This window comes from Nocardia abscessus NBRC 100374, assembly GCF_000308455.1.
Lineage (GTDB): Bacteria > Actinomycetota > Actinomycetes > Mycobacteriales > Mycobacteriaceae > Nocardia > Nocardia abscessus.
On the sequence record NZ_BAFP01000058.1, the window covers coordinates 17,612 to 36,737 of the forward strand.

Here is a 19,126-nt window from a genome sequence, read left to right on the forward strand (position 1 = left end):
CGTGGAGCACTTCCGGTTCAAGTGTTTGCCCTTTCTGGAGGGCAACGAAGTCGGACCCAATCTCTACCCGTTACGGGTGAGCGGCCATGGGAAAGGACAGGCCGTGGTCGATGGCAACGAGGACGAGGTGGGTGCCGCGGTCGACGGTGCGATAGTTACGGCGATGGCGGTCCAACGCGCCGATGATGTAATCCAGAAACGCGACTTGCTGACGCTGAACCCTTGGACAAGCACCAACGTTGGCCACGTCCGCTGTGGAATCGACAAATTGTCGTATCATGCCGTCGCCGGAGCGCCGGCCGTCAGCATCTATGGAATCTTCGGTACTAGCGGTTGTGGGTATTCGACCGAACCCGAGAACTTCATCGACGCGGTACGCGGCGATTACCCTGCTGGTAAGGGCACCTGGTGCATTAATGAAGGGCAGGCCAGCGCGCTTCTCGCCCTTCGTAGGTTTGTAGATGTCTAGTTGACCATCGTCGGAGCGCATCTTACGCATTGATTTCGCCGACGTGCCGCGTTTAACATCCTTGCGCATATCGCCGGTGAACTCGACCTCGGTAACCATTCGACGGGCTGCCATGACCGACTCCAGGGCGCTGGGGCGATAGTTCCAATCTCGTGACAGTGGCGGCACCTGCATCGGATGCGGTTGACGCAATGTGCCGGCGTCTTCGATGAGATGCCGGCCGTGGCCGTCGGCGTTGTCCAACGCATGCACGCCGGCCTTCATAGCGCTACTTGTGTGTCGGAATTTGCGCTCGACCCAGCGCGTGCCCAGGTCCAGAGTCCGGGCCAAATGGTCGGCATCCAGTATCCGGATGCACGGCCGACGACGTCAACAAGATCCGGGGTGACACTGTCTCTCACGTGCACGGTCTCGGCGGCGCCCTTGACCCGTTACCCGCTTCTCCGACGACGGAGTCGTGATCTGCGTTTCACGCTATATTCGCCAGCGTTCGTCCGCCATGCAGCAACAGGTCACCCCGACAACCCGAGTGGGGCGCCCGGCAACCGCGCCCACGTGGTCCGACGATGCCGAACGGGTCGTTCCTCTTTACGCCTCGGTCGCACCGTTGATCGATGGCCGATCAGCCCTCCGGACCGGTGATCGTGAGTTCCGCAGTCCCATCGGTGATCAGATAGAACTCGACCTCCTCGCATCACACCACAGTCGGCCCTACCTCTACGGCGGTCGCCTCCTTCAGGTAGCCCGCACCCAGGCTCGACCTGGACGCGGGCCTCCGCATGGATTTCGACGCGCGCAGGGACTCAACTTCTGGAAAGCGATCCGATATTCAGCGCGTATGAGGTTCCGCTGGCGTCGGTGCCAGCCATGACCGAGGATTGGTGCCCATTCTCAGCGGCAATCGTCCAGAAGGTCATGGTTTCGCCGCCGCAGTGTTGGACCGACGGTGCCAGGACGGCGGTATTACCGTCGGCATGCAGGGTCCAGGCGCAGCCGTTGTCGGTACGCGCCACGATGGTTCCGTCGTTGCCCGGAGCGATTGTCACCATTCCGGTTTTGGTGATCGGTGGCGCGGTGAGGATGTTGACGAGTTTGAGCGGGTCGGGTTGGTCGTAGGTCCACCGGCCCTCGAATCGTCGCATCGTTTCGGCCCGGCTCTCCGTTCCGGTCTTCGTCCGTCTGCCGTCTGTCAGTCCGAAGCTGAATTCCACTCCACCGTTGTAGCTGGTGGCGTGCAGCGTTTCCCGCATGCGACCAGCGCCGTCCATTGTCACTCGCCATGAGTCGATGTTGTAGCCGGAGCCGATGACCTTGTTGAAGCAGTACTGGTCTCGGGAGGCCAGCTCGAGCCGGTCGGACAGGACCTCGAAATGCCAGGTGCACCCCTGGTCGGTCCGGCCCGTGACGCCGCCGCCAGCGTCACGTTCGAAGGTGATGTTGCCGATCTGCGGTATCCGTACCGGCGTCCCGAAAAGGTTCATCACCGCGATATTGGTATCACCGGCGGGTTGGTCGTAGTTCCAGGTGCCCAGGTAGCTATCGGTTCGATCAGGTGGCGCGGCTGACGTGACGATGGGCGGCGTGATTGCCGCTCCCGTCGTTGCGGCGAAGGCAACCGTCGCCATCGTCAGCAGGCTCCGGCAGATGGCTTCTCGTGTGTGGCGTGCCATGGGTGTCTCCTATGCCCTGGTGGGCGCAATCATTGAGTTCAGTGCTGTCAGGTGAGGACGGAGTAGTTGCTGCGGAACACGCTGCCTGGGTCGACGCGGCGCTTTATTCCGCGGAGCCGGGTGAGCACATCGGGCGTGAAGGCATCGCCGGCCGATTGCCCTGGCGCCAGGAATGTGAACGGCGTACGGCTGCTGAGACGCGGGCCCAGTGCCGAGCGGTAGTCCTGCACTCGAGCCCGGATGGCAACCGCGGCATCCGGCGTTGTCGGGAGGCCTTGGAAAGTGATCTGGTACGGCTCTGCGAGCGCACCGGCCGGACTGTCGGAAGGGCGCGTGAAGGCACCCCCGAGGTGGCGGATCTGCACGATGAGTAGTGGGTCGATCGGTTTGGCCAGCAGCTGCTGAACCGTATCGTCGTCCAGGCCGGTCATCAGCTGCGTGTGGCCCTGTGCCCGGCCCGGCGTTGTCGGCTCGGCTGCAATAGAGCCGAGTTCGGTAATCGGCAGGGCACGTCGGTTGTCGGAGATGCGGCCACCGATGCCATCGAACCGCCTCAGCAACGCTTCCCCCGCAGCAATCTCACCCAGGTAAGCCGTGTCGATGCCGACCATCGGCCTGCCGGCGCCGGGAGGTTTGAGCAAATTCAGCCAGACGCTCAGCTCGTCGGCGGCTTCGGCGGTAACCACCCGGAATGCTTCCAGCACCTGTGACGCCCGGTCGACAGGCCATAGCATCCGTCCTCCGTACAGCGCGGGCGCGGGATAGAGGTCGAGTTCCATTGCCGTGACCAGCGCGAAGTCGCCGCCGCCGCCGCGCAGCGCCCAGAACAGCTCGGACTCGGAGTCAGCGGTCACGCGAACCGCGTTGCCTTCGGCGTCGACCACTTCGAACGCGGTCACGCTGTCGGCAGCCCACCCATGTTTGCGGCCGAACCAGCTCATTCCGGCGCCGAGCGTATAGCCGACCACGCTGACCGCCGGGGTGCTGCCGGCCAGCCCGGTCAGGCCATGCGGCGCTACCGCTGCCTGCAGCTGTCCCCAGGAGACGCCAGCGCCGACACGCACGGATCGGGCAACGGTGTCGACGCGCACTTCGTCGAGCCGCTTCGTGCGAACCAGAATCGTGCCGTTCGTTCCACCCGAGGCACCATGGCCACTGGGTTGGACCGATATCGCGGCGCCGGCGCGGCGGGCATACCGGACGAGCGCCGTAGCGTCGGCAGCATCGGCCACTTCCGCCACTGCGGTCACCGACTGGTCGACGGCCAGATTGAACGGCATGCGCGCTTGGTCGAATCCGTCATCTCCCGGCAGCAGCATTCGGCCGCGGATCACCGAACGCAGATCACCGCCAGTCGACGAATCGGCACGGACGCTGCCACCATCATTTGAACATGCGGCCAGTGCCACGGATACGGCAAGCCCGCCGCCTAGGGCCAAGAAGCGGCGCCGATCAGCGTCGAAATTGGTCGCCCTTCCAATGCCTCGCGTAGGCATTCATGTACCTCTATTCAACAATCATGTGCGTAATAACGGTGGCACTACGGATCCGACGTCGACATGATGCGGCGATCGGCCGTCAACCTCGCCGGTGGCCAGGCCGCTGTACAGCGACCGAGCGAGGACGCTGCCGGACGTATTCAGGAGTGCCCCGATGTGATCGAAGAGCTGGCTGTCGCATTCCACGATCGCCGAAGGCGGCAACCGGCTCAAGTATGCACGTTAAATGACCATCATGCAAGTATATTATATGATAGTCGTAATACATGAGACGATCTTCGCGCTGGCCCGACCGGGGAGCTCCTGAATTTCCCGGGGTAGCTGCGTCGCGTTCGTGCACGACTCGTTCCGCCGCTGGCGCAAGGAGCGTTTGAGCTCGTCCATCGACTGGCCACCACCGGCGCCCAGCATCGACGATGCACATCTTCGACGCACCCACCCAGGCGAAGCATCGCGCGATTCCCGAACATGGACGGATCGAAGGCCGGTGGACGCCGCCTGGATGCTCACGCCGTCGGCGCGAGCCGCGCGGACTGCGGCGTAGCGATCACGGGTCCGGAAGACCCACTGCCGGGCGGTTCCGTTGACGACTCGATCACTTTCGTCCGATCGAATGACTTGCCCGTGATGGTTGCCAGCCCCGGGTTGCGCCCATGCCCGACACGGTCAGCGATTGCGGCGAAAGTCGATCGTTGCCGGACCGAGGCCGCCGAAGGCCGCGACTGCCGGAACCGCTCGTACAGCGTGTGCCAGCGGTCATTGATTGCGAACGGCCGCCCAGTCGAGGCGGTGACCAGGCGACCACATCCGCTGGTCGGCATTGATGGGCAGATCAAACGATGGCGCTGATCAACAGGACGCCCACCATGAGCAGTAGCGCGACGATCGGCAGCGCCATCGCGCGGCACCCTGCTGCGGCAACCGTCCGACGACGACAACGGTGGTTGCCGCCATCGCCGGAAGCGTTGCTGAATAGCATCGGGCCGTTTGCAATTCCGACGCGCACGCATATGACGCCTTCTATTCAGCCGTCCCGCAAAGGGTGCCGGCCCAGCCTCTAGTGGCGCGCCCATGCGTCCTTCGGTGGATCGCAGAGACGGCCCCGCGCCTATGGCGGTCATCCCGTCGATCAGCGCAATTCCCGCGGCGGGTCATGTCATGGCCAACAGGACGCAACCGATCTGGGTCGGCCATCCGCGGGCGTAACACTCCACCACAGGTGACTCCGAGAGCCAGCCGACCGTCCGATTTCCGACCACCCGGACAAAGGCCGTATGCAGAAGGCCAACTGCAACAGACTCTCCGCGATCGCGAAGACGCCTGCCGCGAGCTGGTCAGTCGAGCACGTCCGCGGGCCCCGCGTCGATGGTGGTTGTGCACACCATGGGACGGGCGCTGAGGTCGAGCTCGGGGTCCTCGTTCATCTGCTGGATCGCTTGCTGCCAGTCGGCATTCGTCCGCGCCACGTCCAGCGCGGTACCGCTCTCCCACTCCCCCACCATGACAAAGGTCAGCTCAGCAGGGTCAGTCAGCACTTGGAGCATTCGCACACGAACAAAGCCCGGCGCCGCCATCATGCAGCGGGCGGTGCCCTTCCAGTGGCTCAGGAATCGGTCCTTCTGGGGAGCGGGCACCGAGAAGATGTTGAGGAAAGTCACGGACTGGTCGGTAGCGGCCGGAGCAAGGTCGGCGGGATTCGTCATATTGTCACCTTAGATGACAATCAAGTTGTTTTGCTACCCTTAGCGTGTGCCGAATCAGCCACTGGATGACCGCGGGGTCTTCCTGCTCTCCCAAATCGGCCATCATGTTGCGCACAGGTTCGCCGCGGGCCTTGCGCCAATCGGGCTCGCACCCGCGCATTTCGGGATCCTCAGTCATCTCGCAGCCGCCGACGGACGCAGCCAGCAAGAGCTGGCCGATCTGCTGCATGTCCATCGCAATGCCATGGTCAGGCTCGTCGATGAGCTGGAAGAACGCGGACTTGTAAGACGCAGTCCGCACCCGTCCGACCGCCGCGCCCACGCGGTGCACCTCACCGATCACGCACATCAGGTACTGGAAGCTGCCGCAGCACAAGCGCAAGCCATTGAGGACGAGGTTCTCGCGCCGCTCGACGAGGCGGAGCGCACCCATCTCATCTACCAGCTGCGCCGTCTGTCCGCACACGCCGGATTGCCTCCCGGCGTGCACCCCGGCTTGCAACGCCGCCGCCGCTTGACACCCTGACCCGCCGGTGCGTCAGATGACACCGCTCTACAGATCGAGCGGACACGAGGCCAGGCCGAGAGCCATAGGCCGCTATGACCAGCAGGGTGTCGTTCTCTGATACCAGGCTCTCAGCGACGAATTCCGTTCGGTTGCCCTGGTTCCGGTCGCGCAGTGAGCGGCGGCGACCGGCCGATTCGGTGCTGAGTGCCGACCCAGCGCGTGGCGCAGACGTTTCTCGCCCGTCTGCGCGGCGCCTCGTTCAAGCCACCACCCAACCGTGCCTCCGCGTGGCATGACTGCCGCTCGGTCGATGCCGCGGCGCTCGAGTACGCCTCCTGCCATGAAAGCTTGCTCATGGCGGCATCACCTTTTGCATTGGCGTTCATACCGTGACGGTTGGATAGTGAGGCTATGGACGGGACTCTGCACGTCGCGATCATCGGCGATTATGACGCGTCGTTCGCCCCACACCAGGCGACCGACGCGGCGCTCCAGCACGCCGCCACGCGACTCGGTGTCGGCGTAGAGGCCCGGTGGTTGGCAACCGAGCCTCTCGAAGCCGACCTGACCGAGGTCGAGGCCGCCGATGTGCTGTGGTGCGCACCGGGCAGCCCCTACCGGAGCCTGGCCGGCGCACTCGCTGCGCTGCGGTACGGCCGCGAACGGGGCATCCCCACGCTGGGCACGTGCGGCGGCTGCCAGCACATGGTGATCGAGTACGCCCGCCACGTGCTCGGTTTCCAGGACGCTCAGCACGCCGAGTACGACCCTTACGCGTCGAACCTGTTCGTCTCGGAGTTGACCTGTTCGCTTGCCGGCAAGACCATGCCCGTCACCCTCACCGCTGGGACCCGCGTCGCGGACCTATACGGCAAAGCCGAGGTCGAGGAACAGTACTACTGCAACTTCGGTCTCAACCCGGCGCACCAGAGCACCCTGAATGACGGCGGCTTTCTCGTGACCGGCGTGGACAAAGATGGCGAGGCCCGGGTACTCGAGCTCCCCGAACACCCGTTCTACATGGCTACCTTGTTCGTGCCCCAGGCACGGTCACGTCCGGATCTCCCACACCCCCTGATCGTAGGACTGCTGAGGGCGGCCCTGTGACGTTCACCCAGCTCCGGATCCTGCAGGCAGTGGCTCGTGCCGGCAACATGACACGGGCGGCCGAACAGCTGGTCACGACGCAGTCCGCTGTCAGCCACGCGCTCCGGGGGTTGGAGAACGAGCTCGGGATCGCCCTGCTGGTCAGGGGAAATCGCAGCGTAAGCCTCACAACGGCTGGTCGGGCAGTACTCCGGCGCGCGGCGCTCATCCTTACCCAGATCGAGGCGTTGGAACAGGACGTGGCAGCAGCGAAAGGCCAGAATCGCGGCAGCCTCCGCATCGGAGCCATCCCCAGCGCCAACGCCCGCCTGCTACCGCCGATCCTGCGCACCTTCGGCCAGGCATACCCCCGAGTGCGGCTAGCCGTGATGGAGGGCTCGGACGACGAAGTTGTCGAATGGCTGCAGACCGGAGCTGCCGACATAGCCACCGTAACCCGCACAGTGCCCGGCTTGGTGACGCACGTACTCGCAACCGACCGCATGCTGGCCGTACTGCCGATCGAACACGAACTGAGTGTCCGGCACTCGATATCGGTCACACAGCTGGCTCGCCATCCGTTCATCATGTCCACCGGTGGGTGCGAGCCGCTGATCACAGCGCTGGCCGAGGACGCCGACGTCATTTTGCGGTGCCACTATCGGGTACGCGACGTGAACAGCATCCTCGCCATGGTCGCCGAGGGGCTCGGCGTGAGCATCGTCCCCGAGCTGTCTATACCTGCCCATCGCGCGGATGTGCATGCAATCCCCATCGAGCCCGCGGCCGAGCGGGCGGTCCTTCTCGCCCTGCCACCGGACCCGCTGCCGGCGGCCACAGCTTTCGCTGAGCTAGCTGCAGCGACCACGGCCACCCAGCATCACGCGAGAGCGGAGTACAGCTCACGCTTCCTATAGCCGACCAGCTGAGATCAGGAGGATTCAGGAAACCCAAACCCTGCCGAACGCCACCGAGACCACCGGTGACAGAAATGCACCGACAGCCTCGGGCCGCCGCTGCACGAGTTGCTGAGCGCCTGCCGGGCTCACGAAGCGTAGACGGGAGGAGATTCACGCCGGAACCCACACCCGTCCCCGCCGTGGAGGATATTGTTTGGGATTTCATGGTGGCGCGCTGCTCGGCGTTACCGGCTGCCATGCAGACGGTGTGCCGAGCACTGCCACATGACGCATTCGTCACCGCTGCGATTTCCGGATTCATGCGGTCAGGCCGCCGTCGGCCACCACGCTCTGACCGGTCAGCCATCGAGCGTCTCGGGAAGCCAGGAAGCCTACGACGTCGGCGATGTCGTCGGGTTCACCCAGTCGTCCCAGCGGTGTCTGGGCTACACGTTCCGTCAGCACCTCTCGGATAGCCTGTATCGCGTCGGTGTTGGTCGGCCCTGGCAACACACTATTCACCGTGATTCCCCGCGGCCCTACCTCGCGGGCAAACGCGCGGACCAGCTGTTCGCCTGCCGCCTTGCTCGCCGTGTACAGCGACATGGATGGATCACTCGCGCGGGTCGCTGCAGAGGACACGTACACGATCCGGCCGCCGTCACGCACTCGCCGCGCCGCCTCGCGGAACGCGACGAACGTCGCCCGCGCGTTCGTTGCGAACGCGCGTTCGTAGTCCTCATCGGCTGCCGCCGAGATTGAGCCGACGGCATGCCCATAGGCATTGTGCACGAACACGTCCAGCCCGCCGTACTGCCGTTCCGTCGCATCGAACAGCGCCTTCAGCTGAGCCTCATCGGCCACGTCTGCCTGCACGACGAAGGCCTCGCCGCCGCCTGCGGCTACCGCGGCCGCGACCCGCCCTGCAGCCTCGGAGTTGCTCCTGTAGTTGATGACGACCTTTGCCCCATCTGCGGCCAGACGCAGAGCGATCGCACGGCCGATACCTCGCCCGCTGCCAGTGATGATGGCAACGCGGTCCATGTGTGGCATGAACTTCTCCTCAGGTCGGGTGCTGATCCGCGGCGTGCACAGGCAACCGGTCCGGTCGGAGCCGTCTCGCTTGGCCGCCTGGAGGCACCCTCAACAGTCTGCAGTTCAGATGATACGGACTTGATATTTTCTGACAAGAGTAGTCGACCGGATCGTCGTGGGCCGGGCAATTCCCCGGACTCCGGGGCCTCTACGGCGAGCTAGCGCTCACCACCGCCGGTATCCGCCCCACACATCGAGGATGGGCACTGACCGAGGTCAGGCGGTGGACCCACACTCGCGACAACGCCGACGTCGACACTCCGAGACTGCAACATCGTTGCGCAACAGACGAATCCAGCGGCCACAGTTGCCACCGACGGCAGCAACCCCGCCCGAGCGACACTCAATGCGGACGAGCTGCCGCACGATGCCGCCAACGCCACCGATGCACTTGACAGATCATTCGATATTCGTATTATATGAACCGCGTACATGTCTTTGAGGCGTCGCCGACCGCGGTGATGTCATCGGCTACCAGACCGAAGGACCCGCACATGCTCGAAACCGCTTTGTGGACTGCTCAGGCATTCCTCGGACTCTTCTTCTTCACCGCCGGCCTACCCAAGGTGCTCGGTCGGGGAATCGACCGTTGGATCGGCTTCGACTCTCTTGCACGACCGCTCGTCATCGTCATCGGGGTTACCGAGATCGCGGCCGCCGTCGGGCTGGTCGCACCGATGCTCGTCGACATGGCCGAATGGACGACACCCCTTGCGGCAGTCGGCATCGGGGTCGTGTCCCTGATGGCGAGCGGCTTTCACATTCGCGTCGCCGGCGAAGCTCTCAACTCCGTCGAGTGCGCCCTCTGGGCCGCGCTCGCCGGGACAATAGCGATCGGACGGTGGCCGGAGGTGTCCGACGCACCAACCATCTCGTCCGACGTCCTCATAGGCCCTATCGCCGCCATCATCCCTGCGACGATCGCCATCCTCATCGTGTTGACCAAGCGCCCCATCGAACCCAGCGCCAGCGACCAACAGCACATCGCACCAGCACGCTAGCGCCGCCGCTCGGCGTCCCGCCGACGTTCAGGCATCAGAGCTGACAATCGTTGATCCGCGCATAGCGGGAGAACGTCGCGGACCAGGTTCCTCGCTCCCCGTCAGGCCGAGAAAAACGAGCCGGGCTGGCTCGTCGGCGAACCACCGCCCGTCTGAAACTCGGGACGACGACACACGGTCCGAGACCGAACGCCTAGCCGGGGAGTTGAAAGCGTTTGGCAAGGGGAAGGTCGGAGTAAGTCTGAAGGCATGCATGTCTAGTTGCGTGACGAAACTTCCGCTGGTGTGCCGTGAGTAACTGCATCAGCGCTCACGTTCAGAGTTACAAGGCGGTCAGTGGTGACGGCACAGGGCTCCAATGAGCTGTTGCGGCGTTTACGTGACGATCTGATCAGGGTGCTCGGGCGGCAGGCGCGGGCCGACCACAACTGGAGGCACGGCACCGCTCAGACCGTCGGCCAGGTAGGACGTACCGACCCTGCCGTCGATGAGCAAGGCGGGCGGCAAATCTCGACTGCGATGGGCGAGCGTGACTCGATCAGCACCACCATTCCCGCCGCGTCCCCGGGCCTATCCGGCGTCCCCCCGATCGGCGAGTTGCTGCGGATACGCCAAACAGAAGCGGACGACGACACCCTGACCGCCCAGTTGAGCGGGCTGGAGCGTCAGTACGGTCCCTTTCGGCTAGGGGAGGTTTCAGCTCACTACGAGTTCCCCGGCCCACCCGACCTAGGCCAGCGATATCAGTTTCCGCATCGTTCCACCGATGACCGCACCACAATCACAATGTCGGCCACCGTCTTCGACGACGCGCGCGGCGTCGACGTCGGAAACATCCGCCGTAACTTCTACCTCGACGAGCAGGGCCGCCCCGTCGTGCACAACGAGAACATCTACCTCGACGAGGAAGCTCGCGGCCAGGGTTTCGGTGGGACGGTAACCCGCGCCCTCGAGGACTACTACCGGCGTTCGGGTGTGCACGCGATGTATCACGTGGCCGGAGATGAGGACGGTGGTGTCGTCTGGGCCCGAGCAGACCATAGATTCGACACTGAGCCCCTGTTCCCCGGCGACACCGAACTCACCCTCCTAGGGGACTCGGTCGGCGACATCACCAGGCGCATCCACGAGGTCTATCCGACCGTCACCCCTGCGGACAAGCAACGTCTCACCGACCTCGCCGCACGCTTCGAAGGCCGAATTGAGGACTACCCCACCCCGAACGACATCGTCCGAATAACCGGAGACGCCCGCAACCTCGGCGAACAAGTCATGCGCGGATCATACTGGTGGGCCATGAAAATCCTCTGAACTCCGCTGTCGTCACACCAGCCGGCACAGTCGATGATCCGGATCAGAAGTCCCCAACGGCCCGATTCGACACATACCCGCACTAGCAAGACATCGTGATTGTCACTTAAGATGACAATATGACACTACCCGTCGGCCACACCACGGCCGTTACCGACCAGCCCGTCACTCTCGTCAACGCCTTCTCGGTACCCATGTCGCAGAAGGATCGATTCCTGAGTCGCTGGAAGGACAACGCCCGGTGCATGACATCAGCACCCGGGTTCATCCGCGCCAGGATGCTGCAAGCTGTGAACGACAAGGCCGAGTTGACGTTCATCAACGTGGCGGAATGGGAGAGCGGAACCGCACTGGATGCGGCTCGAACCAACCCGGAGTGGCAGCAAACGATCCAGCGGATGAATGACGACCCTGAGCTGGACGTCACCGCACGGCCCATGGTCTATCGAACCGCCATCGATGCCGGTCCCGGAGACCCCCTCCGCTGACTGACGCCGCAGGCGGGCTGGGCCATGCAGGTGGCATGGCCCGCCAGAGGCATCGGCGGCACCTCCTCCCGGGCGCCTCCGGCCGAACGGCTCGTGACGACACGGCCACGCCCAGATGTCGAGCATCCGTACCGCCGCCGTGTCCAGAGTCGGAGCATCCCCGGCCTGGCATCGAAATCGCTGGTCACCTCAGCACAGTCCGACGACGCAGCCACAGTCCGCCCGAACCTTCGATCGGGAGCTACCCCGAAGCCCCGACCGGCTTCCGGTAGAACCACCCGGCTCATCGATCGTCGGATCCGAGCCGAACCAGCGAAAGGTTTGCCGCACATGGCACTCACTCACGGCCGCGCATTCCGTTTCGGAGTCGTACTCAGCGCGGCGACAAGCCGCAGCGAATGGATCGACAAGTGCCGCAAGGCCGAGGATCTGGGCTACGACACTATCGGCGTCAGCGACCACCTCGGCAAACCGGCCCCGTTCCCGGCGGTGGTGCTAGCTGCCGAAGCCACAACGCGGCCGCAACTGAGCACCTATGTGCTCAACACCAATTTCTACAATCCGACCCTGCTGGGTCGTGAGGTCGCCACTACCAATCTGCTCACCGACGGGCGCCTGGAACTTGGCCTCGGCACCGGACACATCAAGGCCCAATTCGACGCCGCCGGCCTGACTTACCCGAGCGCCGCCGCCCGAGTCGACCACTTGGAGAGCGTGGTGGCACAACTCCAGCAACAGCCCTTTTTCTTCGATGCGGGGCCGCAGGTGGTGAAACGGCCCCGGTTGCTCGTCGGCGGCCGCGGAGATCGGGTGCTGCAGCTGGCGGCACGTTACGCCGATATCATCGGGTTGAGCGGGGCGGCGAGCAATCGGCCCGTCGAGGGTCACTTCCCGGCCCTCGGCAGCGCCGAGATGATGGCCGAGCGGGTCGAATACACGCGCCACGCACTCGGCGACCGGATACGCGAGGTCGAATTCAACGTCGTCGCCCCAGTGGTCGCACCGACCAATGAGCTGCGAGCAACACTCGACCGGCTTGAATACCTCGCCCCGTCGATGAGCGTCGACCAACGTGCAGACGTGCCCGGAATTCTGGCCGGCACTCCCCTCCACATCGCCACCAAACTCCACGAAAACCGTGAACGATTCGGCATTACTTACACCACGGTGCTCGAACCCAGCCTGGAGGCCATGGCACCGATCATCGAACGACTACGCTGACAACCACAGGTCACCGCCTCGATGTGGTCGCGCCACACAGGCCGGACAGTGCCACCGAGCGGGATGTCGACTCCGGCCCAATACTGGACTCCTGGCCGGAGACCCACTCCCCTGACAGAGGCCGTGAAACGGGTCGGCCACGGCGGTTGTCCCGTCCTGCCCAAGCCCCCGATAGTGCAGACGACAGGGTTTCATATTGTGCCGCCGCACCTCTCCCTCAGCTTGCGCCTCAGGACCGTAACGAGTTGCGCCCATGCATGCTTCAGCAATACCGCGTGCCGAGGCCGTCGGCGGCTTGCGGTAGCTCCTCGGCGCACGGTGGACCCGTGCGCACCGACAGCGCGCGGTGGTCGACCTTGCTGTTTCGCAGATACGCCGTGGAGATGCCGATGTCGGCACCAGGCCTGATAGCTCTCCGCTGAGCGAGCTACCTCGACTCCTCGTAGCGGATGTAGTTATGGGCGGCGATCGGTGTGACGTCGAACAGTCATCCCGTCATGAGCTTCGGGATTCCTCCAAAGAGTCTGGGTAAGCACCCAAGTCGGGGCTAGCCTTTGAAAGGCGGGGTTCGGTGACCGCAGGAGTTCGGGGCCATCTGGGGTGACGATGTAGTTGCCAGTCCCGGACTGATCGCACAATTGCTGCAGCACAACATACTTCCGAATGTATTTCTCGTGCGCTTCCCGATCGATCCTTCCTTCTATCGTGATCATGCCAAGGGGGCTCAAAGCTATGGACTATTCCGCGCCACCACCAGCACTCCATCCAACTCCTCACGTGTCCGCGCCTCCGGAACACCCGGTCGGCCAGACGCCAGCAACACCCGTAATACCGAGCGCCACAACCCTATCCGTAGTCGGTGCTCAGTCGAGCGCCGCCTCCCGGTTCCAGTGGGAACCGCCCGACGACATCCTCACCTCGGTCGGCGCCGACGGCGAGCGGTTCTCTCGGCGGCTCGACCGCATCACCGATCAACTGACCTCGGTCAATGACCGCTTGCACGAAATCCTTTCTGTCCAGGACTCTTTCGGCATCATGTACCGCCACATCCTTGCCGCACCAGGCAAACGGGTCCGGGCGGGGCTGGCGCTGGCCTGCGCTCAACTGCTCCCGTCAGCGGCCGCGCTGCCGTTGCGCGACGCCATCGACATGGCCTGCGTATGGGAGATGTTCCACGAATCCTCACTCGTGCACGACGACATCTGCGACGGTTCGCTTCTACGACGTGATGCACTCTCGGTACCGGCTAAGTTCGGAGTACGCGTCGCGGCCAAGGCCGGTTTCCATCTGGCGGGCACCGCGTTACAGGTGCTCGCACGGGTGGTCGCCGACAACCCGGCAGTGTTCGCGACGCTCGGTACGGCTCCCGGCGTCACGTACCTGGGTCGGCTTTCGGACCTCTCGTTCGGCCAGCTCGTGGAGACTCTCCCACCCATGGTTGAGGATTCCGCCCTGCGTAGGCACTACGAACTCGTCGCCGGCGCGAAGACCGGCACACTGTTCCGGCTGGCCTGCTCCTACGGCGGCACGGCGGGCGCCATCGATCCCGAACGGCTGCGCGCCTTGATGCGGTACGCCGACCAACTCGCCTTCGCCTTCCAGATCATGGACGACGTGCGTGACGTCGAGGGCGACCCCGCACTCGGCAAGGACGCCTGCGGCGACCTCGATCGCCGCGTGCCGACCTGGCCGGTGATCGAATGGCTGGCCATGCGGCACGGTGCTCGTGAAATGTGGCTTTCCACAGAAACTTCCAGTGCCGTCCTGCAGGCCGAGTTGGTCAGCAGCGGGGCCACCGAGGCCGCCTGCGCGGTCGCCGTCCAAGCCGCCGAGACGGCCTCCCGGGCGATAGAAGTGTTCCCGCCCTCTCCCGCGCGTGAGCACCTCCGCGAACTCTCGACGCGGGTGGTTTCGCGATGATCGGGCAGCGACTCGGCGTCCTGGCCCGCGGGCTGCGGCAGTTGCGGCGCGCGCCGGATGTCGCTGCGCTGCGTAGCGCCCCGTCACCGGAGCGGCTGGCGCGGCTGGCGCTGATTCCGGCGGCGCGGAACCTGGGCATCGCAGTGGGTTTCCTGCCCGCCGACCAACGGGCCGAGGCTATCGCCGCCCTACTGGCCTGCCGGGTGCTCGACGCCTACGAGGACCTCATGGACCGCCCGTCGGCGAGCAACGCTGTGCTGGCGGCCGTGGCCTATCTGAACGGCGCTACCCATACGCCTCCCCCGCGGCTGGATGCGGTCGCCGTCCGTGACAGCGAAGCCGTCGACCTGGTGCTGGCCGAGCGTGTGCACGACGTCCGGGCGCTGCTGTCGGCACTGCCCTCCGATGGACGGGAACGTATCGGCCGGATGCTGCTCGACGTCGGGGGCGTGATGGCCCGCAACCTCGATGAGCCCCTACCGCGGGCCGCCTACGGCGAGGGCGTACTGGGACGGGTGATTCTCTACGCTTGCTCGCTCGTCGCCGAAAAAGCATACGCGCAGCATGATCTGAGTGAGCTGGCCGGATGTGTCGGCATCACCGCCCAGTTGGCCAACGATTTGCGCGACGGCGAACTGGAGTTGTACGGCGTCGCGGACCGCGAAGAACTGACCCGGGTAGTGATGCTGCAGCTGCTGGCCCCGGCACTGGGCAGCTTTACTCTGCTGGCCCTGCTCGGCCCGCGCACTCCTGGTCTCAGTGCACGCGCCGCGATGGCCTATATGGCCATCACGACAACGGCTTTCCTGTGCACCGCAGTCGGGGCGTCCGCGCCCTACCGCCGGCGACTGCGACTCGCGGCGGCGGCCCTGGCCGCCAGTTCACCGGCGTACTGGACGAGGATGCAGGAACGAGTACTGCATTCCGTGGACCAGGCGGTCCACCGAGTGCTCGATGCGTCACCCGACCTCGCTGCCGGGGCGGGTCCGGCACCGAAAATGCTCGGTTCGGTCGACTATCGCTCGATGCCGCCCGCGATGGGACAGCTGATCGTCGATTCCGCCTTCACCCTGGTGCGCGCGCTGCCGGAGGAACCGCTGACCGGCGAACTGCCCGGCCCCGAGATCCGCCGCATGATGATCGCCGATCATCTGGCCTTCGGCGCCCTGGAACGAGTGCCCCCGGGCGACGCAGAGGCGATGCGAACCCTCGCCACGAGATTCCAGCTCGCTGCGCACGACACCACTACCTGAGGAGGCCGCATCAGCACCGTCGCGAAAGCCCCGCTCGCCGCCTTCGGCACGACATCCCCAAGGAGCCCCTTATGAGCACCGTAACGCCTCGTCCCAGCCCTCGAACACCCGACGCGTCGTCCGGGCCGACGCCCTTCAGCCGGCGTGTACTGAAGCTCGAGCACCCGGCGAACATCGGCCCGCTGGCCCATGTCGTGGCTTGGGTCGCGCTGCTGGCCGTGGGCCTCCTCGTGCCCGCCACCGCGAACTGGTACCTGGCCTTGCCGCTGATCATCACGCTGACGCTGCTGAACTTCTCGCTGACGATCGGCGTGCTCCACATGCACACCCACCGGCCGCTGTTCGTGTCCAAGCGGTTGAACCGGGTGGTCGATCTGTTCTGCTGCATGCCCGCCACGCTCACGGCAGCCGAGATGCGCGAGGTGCACATCCTCAACCACCACCGCTACAACGACGGGCCCGGTGACGTCACCTCCACCGAAGGGCGCGAGCACGGGCTGGGCGCCGTCTGGTACTGGATCAGATACGGCACCATCGTCAAGAACCACACCATCCGGAAGATCTTCGCCGCCGACGCGACGACCAAGCAGCGCCAGCGGCGCAACCAGTTCCTGTTCGATCTCACGCTGGTCCTGGTGCTGATCGGAGTCACCTGGTACTTCGCCGACAACACCCGATTCGTGCTCTTCTACTGGATCCCGGTCCTTGTGACCCAGGTGAACTCCGGCTACTTCGCCTGGCTGACCCACGCCCCGGCGCGAGGTTTCGAAGACGACCCGAGCAAATCGCTGAACACGGCGGGCAATTGGCTCAACTTCTTCATCTTCAATCAGGGCTACCACAGCGTGCACCACCGCTACCCCGGCGTCCACTGGAGCCAGATCCCCGACAAACTCGACTTCATGCGGCAGGTCGACCCCGGCGTCATCGTGCCGTACTGGATGACTCTCAACTCGGCTTGGCGTCTGGTCGTGCCGGGCGGCTTCCTCGACGCGCCCTACGGCGAGCGGTGGAAGGCCAAGTTGGAGACGCGAATGGAGGAGGGTGGCGTCCGATCGCGGCTCCTGCCCTGGTTCGCATGGATCTGATCACTCCGCGCCAGGTTCGGGGCATGCTCACCGATCGTCGTCGGCTCTTCCCGTTCCTGCTCGCGTTCGCCGGATACGCCTTCACCGGGGTGACCGTGCCCCTGTTCCTGCTGTTCGCCGGAGGCTGGTGGCTGCCCAAGACGGTCGACGACGGACCGCACCTGCCGACCGGCCCGTCGGTCGTGATCGATGTGCTGCTGCTGGCGCTGTTCGGCCTGCAGCACTCGGGCATGGCCCGGCCGTCGTTCAAGGCGTTCGTCACCCGCTGGGTGCCGGAAGCTCTGGAGCGCACTGTCTACGTCGTCATGGCCAGTCTGGCCGTGTGGGTGCTGTGCTTGGGCTGGCAGCCGCTGCCGCACCAGATCTGGTCGGCCGACGGCATCGTCGGGACAGTGCTCGACGCCGGATTCTGGCTCGGTTTCGCGCTGGTCTACGCGGCCACCCTGCTGCTGGACCACTTCTATCTACTCGGCCTCGACCAGGCCTATCGCCACTACGTGATCCAGGTCCCCGACGCGACCGCCGACCGGCTGCAAGTGCACGGGCCCTACCGCCTGGTGCGCCATCCGCTGATGACCGGCCTGCTGTTCAGTTTCTGGTGCGCGAGCACCCTCACGGCGGGTCACCTGCTCTGGGCGGTCGGGTTGACCGGCTACATCCTGCTCGGCACCGTCCTCGAGGAGCGCGATCTCCTCGCTCGCTTCGGTGCGGCCTATCGCGCCTACGCGAACCAGGTGCCCGCGTTCTTCCCGTCGCCGCTCAGCCCGTCCGCGCGGGCACGCCTGCGCCGGATGCGAGTGCTCCGCTCGTCGATTCGCCAGCGATAAAGGCGAACTCGCGCGCCGGCGGTCGAGCCGAACGTCGCGTAGGGACGCGTCCCGCCGACTGCTCGTCGCCAACGTCCTCGCCAGACCCCACCATCATCGTCCGCTGCCGCGTCCCGCCGGGAACACGTGCGCGGCCCTGCTCGAGTTTGGAGATGAATCGACGTGAACAGTCCTCCCGTCCACCGCGGCGGCAGATCCGCCGCCGCGGGCGTGGGCGCCGGGCGCGCCCACGGCAAAGCGATCCTGCTGGGCGAGCACACGGTTGTCCACGGAACGCCCGCAATCGCGTTTCCCCTGCCCACGCTGCAGGTGCACGCCGTCGCCTACCCCGGCGAGGCAGGTGACTCTTCCGCAGCGCGGCGGTCAGCCGTGACAGATCGTAAAACGCTGAGAAACAACGGCTATCAATTCATCACAGGGGAAGGCCTCCCCGCGGCGAATCCGGTCTCCGGTCCTCGGGTCGCGGTCGAGGAGGCATTGCGGCGGTGGGGTCTACCCGGCGAGATCGTCGAGGTCGCTGTGGACAGCGAGATCCCGCAGGCACGCGGTCTGGGGTCCAGTGCGGCCGATGCGGCCGCCGCGGTGCGCGCGGTCGCAGATCTCTATGGCAGGGCCGTCGACCCGGATTCCCTCTACGAATTCGTGCAATGTGGCGAGCAGTTCGCGCACGGCCGAGCCAGCGGCGTGGACGCCCGCGCCGCATTGGCCGACGGGCCGATCCGGTTCCATGCCGGCACCGCCCGCCCGCTCGACGTCGGCCTCGACGCCGCCTTGGTGATCGCAGACACCGGGATGCCCAGTGGCACGCAGCGTGCGGTGGCCGAGGTACGCGCACGGCTGGATCGAGATCACGGGTCCATCGGACAGCTTCTGGAGCGCGCGACGGAACTCGTCGAGTCCGCCCACGCGGATCTGGCGGCCGGGCGCGCCGAGCCGCTGGGCAGGACGCTCCTCTACTTTCAGGACCTCCTCGACGAACTCGGTGTCGGCGATCCGCGGATCGACACCCTCGTCACGGCAGCGCTCGACGCCGGGGCGTTCGGCGCGAAACTCACCGGCGCCGGCCTCGGCGGCTGCGTCCTCGCCCT

General features: G+C 65.3%; 18 protein-coding genes. 12 read left to right on the forward strand and 6 right to left on the reverse strand.

Annotated elements, in window-relative coordinates; all coding sequences use genetic code 11:
• Window positions 1-70 precede the first annotated feature (70 nt).
• From ON19_RS11395 to ON19_RS11410, 5 genes are all read right to left on the reverse strand, one after another.
• Window positions 71-733 (reverse strand): protein kinase family protein, encoded by a 663-nt coding sequence (locus tag ON19_RS11395; RefSeq protein ID WP_043689942.1) that lies wholly within the window; start codon window positions 731-733, stop codon window positions 71-73.
• 539 nt (window positions 734-1,272) lie between these two features.
• Entirely contained in the window at window positions 1,273-2,139 is an 867-nt protein-coding gene (locus ON19_RS11400; RefSeq protein WP_157229662.1) for a hypothetical protein, read from the reverse strand.
• A 47-nt stretch (window positions 2,140-2,186) separates the two neighbouring features.
• A complete protein-coding gene (locus ON19_RS11405; protein WP_227954842.1) occupies window positions 2,187-3,419 on the reverse strand; it encodes an FAD-binding oxidoreductase in 1,233 nt (410 codons plus the stop codon).
• Window positions 3,420-4,470: 1,051 nt separating this feature from the next.
• On the reverse strand, window positions 4,471-4,644 hold the full coding sequence (locus ON19_RS41780; protein WP_157229663.1) for a hypothetical protein: 174 nt from the start codon (window positions 4,642-4,644) through the stop codon (window positions 4,471-4,473).
• A 328-nt stretch (window positions 4,645-4,972) separates the two neighbouring features.
• Window positions 4,973-5,341 (reverse strand): antibiotic biosynthesis monooxygenase family protein, encoded by a 369-nt coding sequence (locus ON19_RS11410; protein WP_043689944.1) that lies wholly within the window; start codon window positions 5,339-5,341, stop codon window positions 4,973-4,975.
• A gap of 46 nt (window positions 5,342-5,387) precedes the next feature.
• Between ON19_RS11410 and ON19_RS40115 the strand changes: the two genes are divergently transcribed.
• The 3 genes from ON19_RS40115 to ON19_RS11425 all read left to right on the forward strand — a co-directional run bounded on the left by ON19_RS40115 (window position 5,388) and on the right by ON19_RS11425 (window position 7,852).
• A complete protein-coding gene (locus ON19_RS40115) occupies window positions 5,388-5,867 on the forward strand; it encodes a MarR family winged helix-turn-helix transcriptional regulator (RefSeq protein WP_083899296.1) in 480 nt (159 codons plus the stop codon).
• A 393-nt stretch (window positions 5,868-6,260) separates the two neighbouring features.
• On the forward strand, window positions 6,261-6,956 hold the full coding sequence (locus tag ON19_RS11420; protein ID WP_043689947.1) for a CTP synthase C-terminal region-related (seleno)protein: 696 nt from the start codon (window positions 6,261-6,263) through the stop codon (window positions 6,954-6,956).
• Entirely contained in the window at window positions 6,953-7,852 is a 900-nt protein-coding gene (locus tag ON19_RS11425) for a LysR family transcriptional regulator (RefSeq protein ID WP_051168749.1), read from the forward strand. Before ON19_RS11420 ends, ON19_RS11425 begins: the two co-directional genes overlap by 4 nt.
• Window positions 7,853-8,152: 300 nt before the next feature.
• On the opposite strand, the gene ON19_RS11430 is transcribed toward ON19_RS11425, so the two are convergent.
• Window positions 8,153-8,887 (reverse strand): SDR family oxidoreductase, encoded by a 735-nt coding sequence (locus ON19_RS11430; protein WP_043689948.1) that lies wholly within the window; start codon window positions 8,885-8,887, stop codon window positions 8,153-8,155.
• Between the two features lie 536 nt (window positions 8,888-9,423).
• Between ON19_RS11430 and ON19_RS11435 the strand changes: the two genes are divergently transcribed.
• The 9 genes from ON19_RS11435 to mvk form a co-directional block, all read left to right on the forward strand.
• Complete coding sequence (locus tag ON19_RS11435; RefSeq protein WP_157229664.1) at window positions 9,424-9,930, forward strand: DoxX family protein; 507 nt, start codon at window positions 9,424-9,426, stop codon at window positions 9,928-9,930.
• A 339-nt stretch (window positions 9,931-10,269) separates the two neighbouring features.
• A complete protein-coding gene (locus ON19_RS11440) occupies window positions 10,270-11,241 on the forward strand; it encodes a GNAT family N-acetyltransferase (protein ID WP_157229665.1) in 972 nt (323 codons plus the stop codon).
• Between the two features lie 119 nt (window positions 11,242-11,360).
• A complete protein-coding gene (locus tag ON19_RS11445; RefSeq protein WP_043689962.1) occupies window positions 11,361-11,729 on the forward strand; it encodes an antibiotic biosynthesis monooxygenase family protein in 369 nt (122 codons plus the stop codon).
• A gap of 330 nt (window positions 11,730-12,059) precedes the next feature.
• Window positions 12,060-12,950 (forward strand): TIGR03621 family F420-dependent LLM class oxidoreductase, encoded by an 891-nt coding sequence (locus ON19_RS11450; protein WP_043689964.1) that lies wholly within the window; start codon window positions 12,060-12,062, stop codon window positions 12,948-12,950.
• A 777-nt stretch (window positions 12,951-13,727) separates the two neighbouring features.
• Window positions 13,728-14,870 carry a polyprenyl synthetase family protein gene (locus ON19_RS11455; RefSeq protein ID WP_227954843.1) on the forward strand — a complete coding sequence of 381 codons (1,143 nt, stop codon included), beginning with the start codon at window positions 13,728-13,730 and terminating at the stop codon, window positions 14,868-14,870.
• Complete coding sequence (locus tag ON19_RS11460) at window positions 14,867-16,123, forward strand: hypothetical protein (protein WP_043689967.1); 1,257 nt, start codon at window positions 14,867-14,869, stop codon at window positions 16,121-16,123. Before ON19_RS11455 ends, ON19_RS11460 begins: the two co-directional genes overlap by 4 nt.
• A 71-nt stretch (window positions 16,124-16,194) precedes the next feature.
• Window positions 16,195-17,211, forward strand: coding sequence for a fatty acid desaturase (locus ON19_RS11465; RefSeq protein ID WP_043689968.1), 1,017 nt, complete (start codon window positions 16,195-16,197; stop codon window positions 17,209-17,211).
• Window positions 17,202-18,038: a methyltransferase family protein gene (locus ON19_RS11470; RefSeq protein ID WP_043689970.1), complete on the forward strand. Its 837-nt coding sequence runs from the start codon at window positions 17,202-17,204 to the stop codon at window positions 18,036-18,038. Before ON19_RS11465 ends, ON19_RS11470 begins: the two co-directional genes overlap by 10 nt.
• Before the next feature lie 162 nt (window positions 18,039-18,200).
• The coding region (mvk, locus tag ON19_RS11475) for a mevalonate kinase (RefSeq protein ID WP_051168750.1) at window positions 18,201-19,126 on the forward strand (926 nt) is incomplete at its 3' end.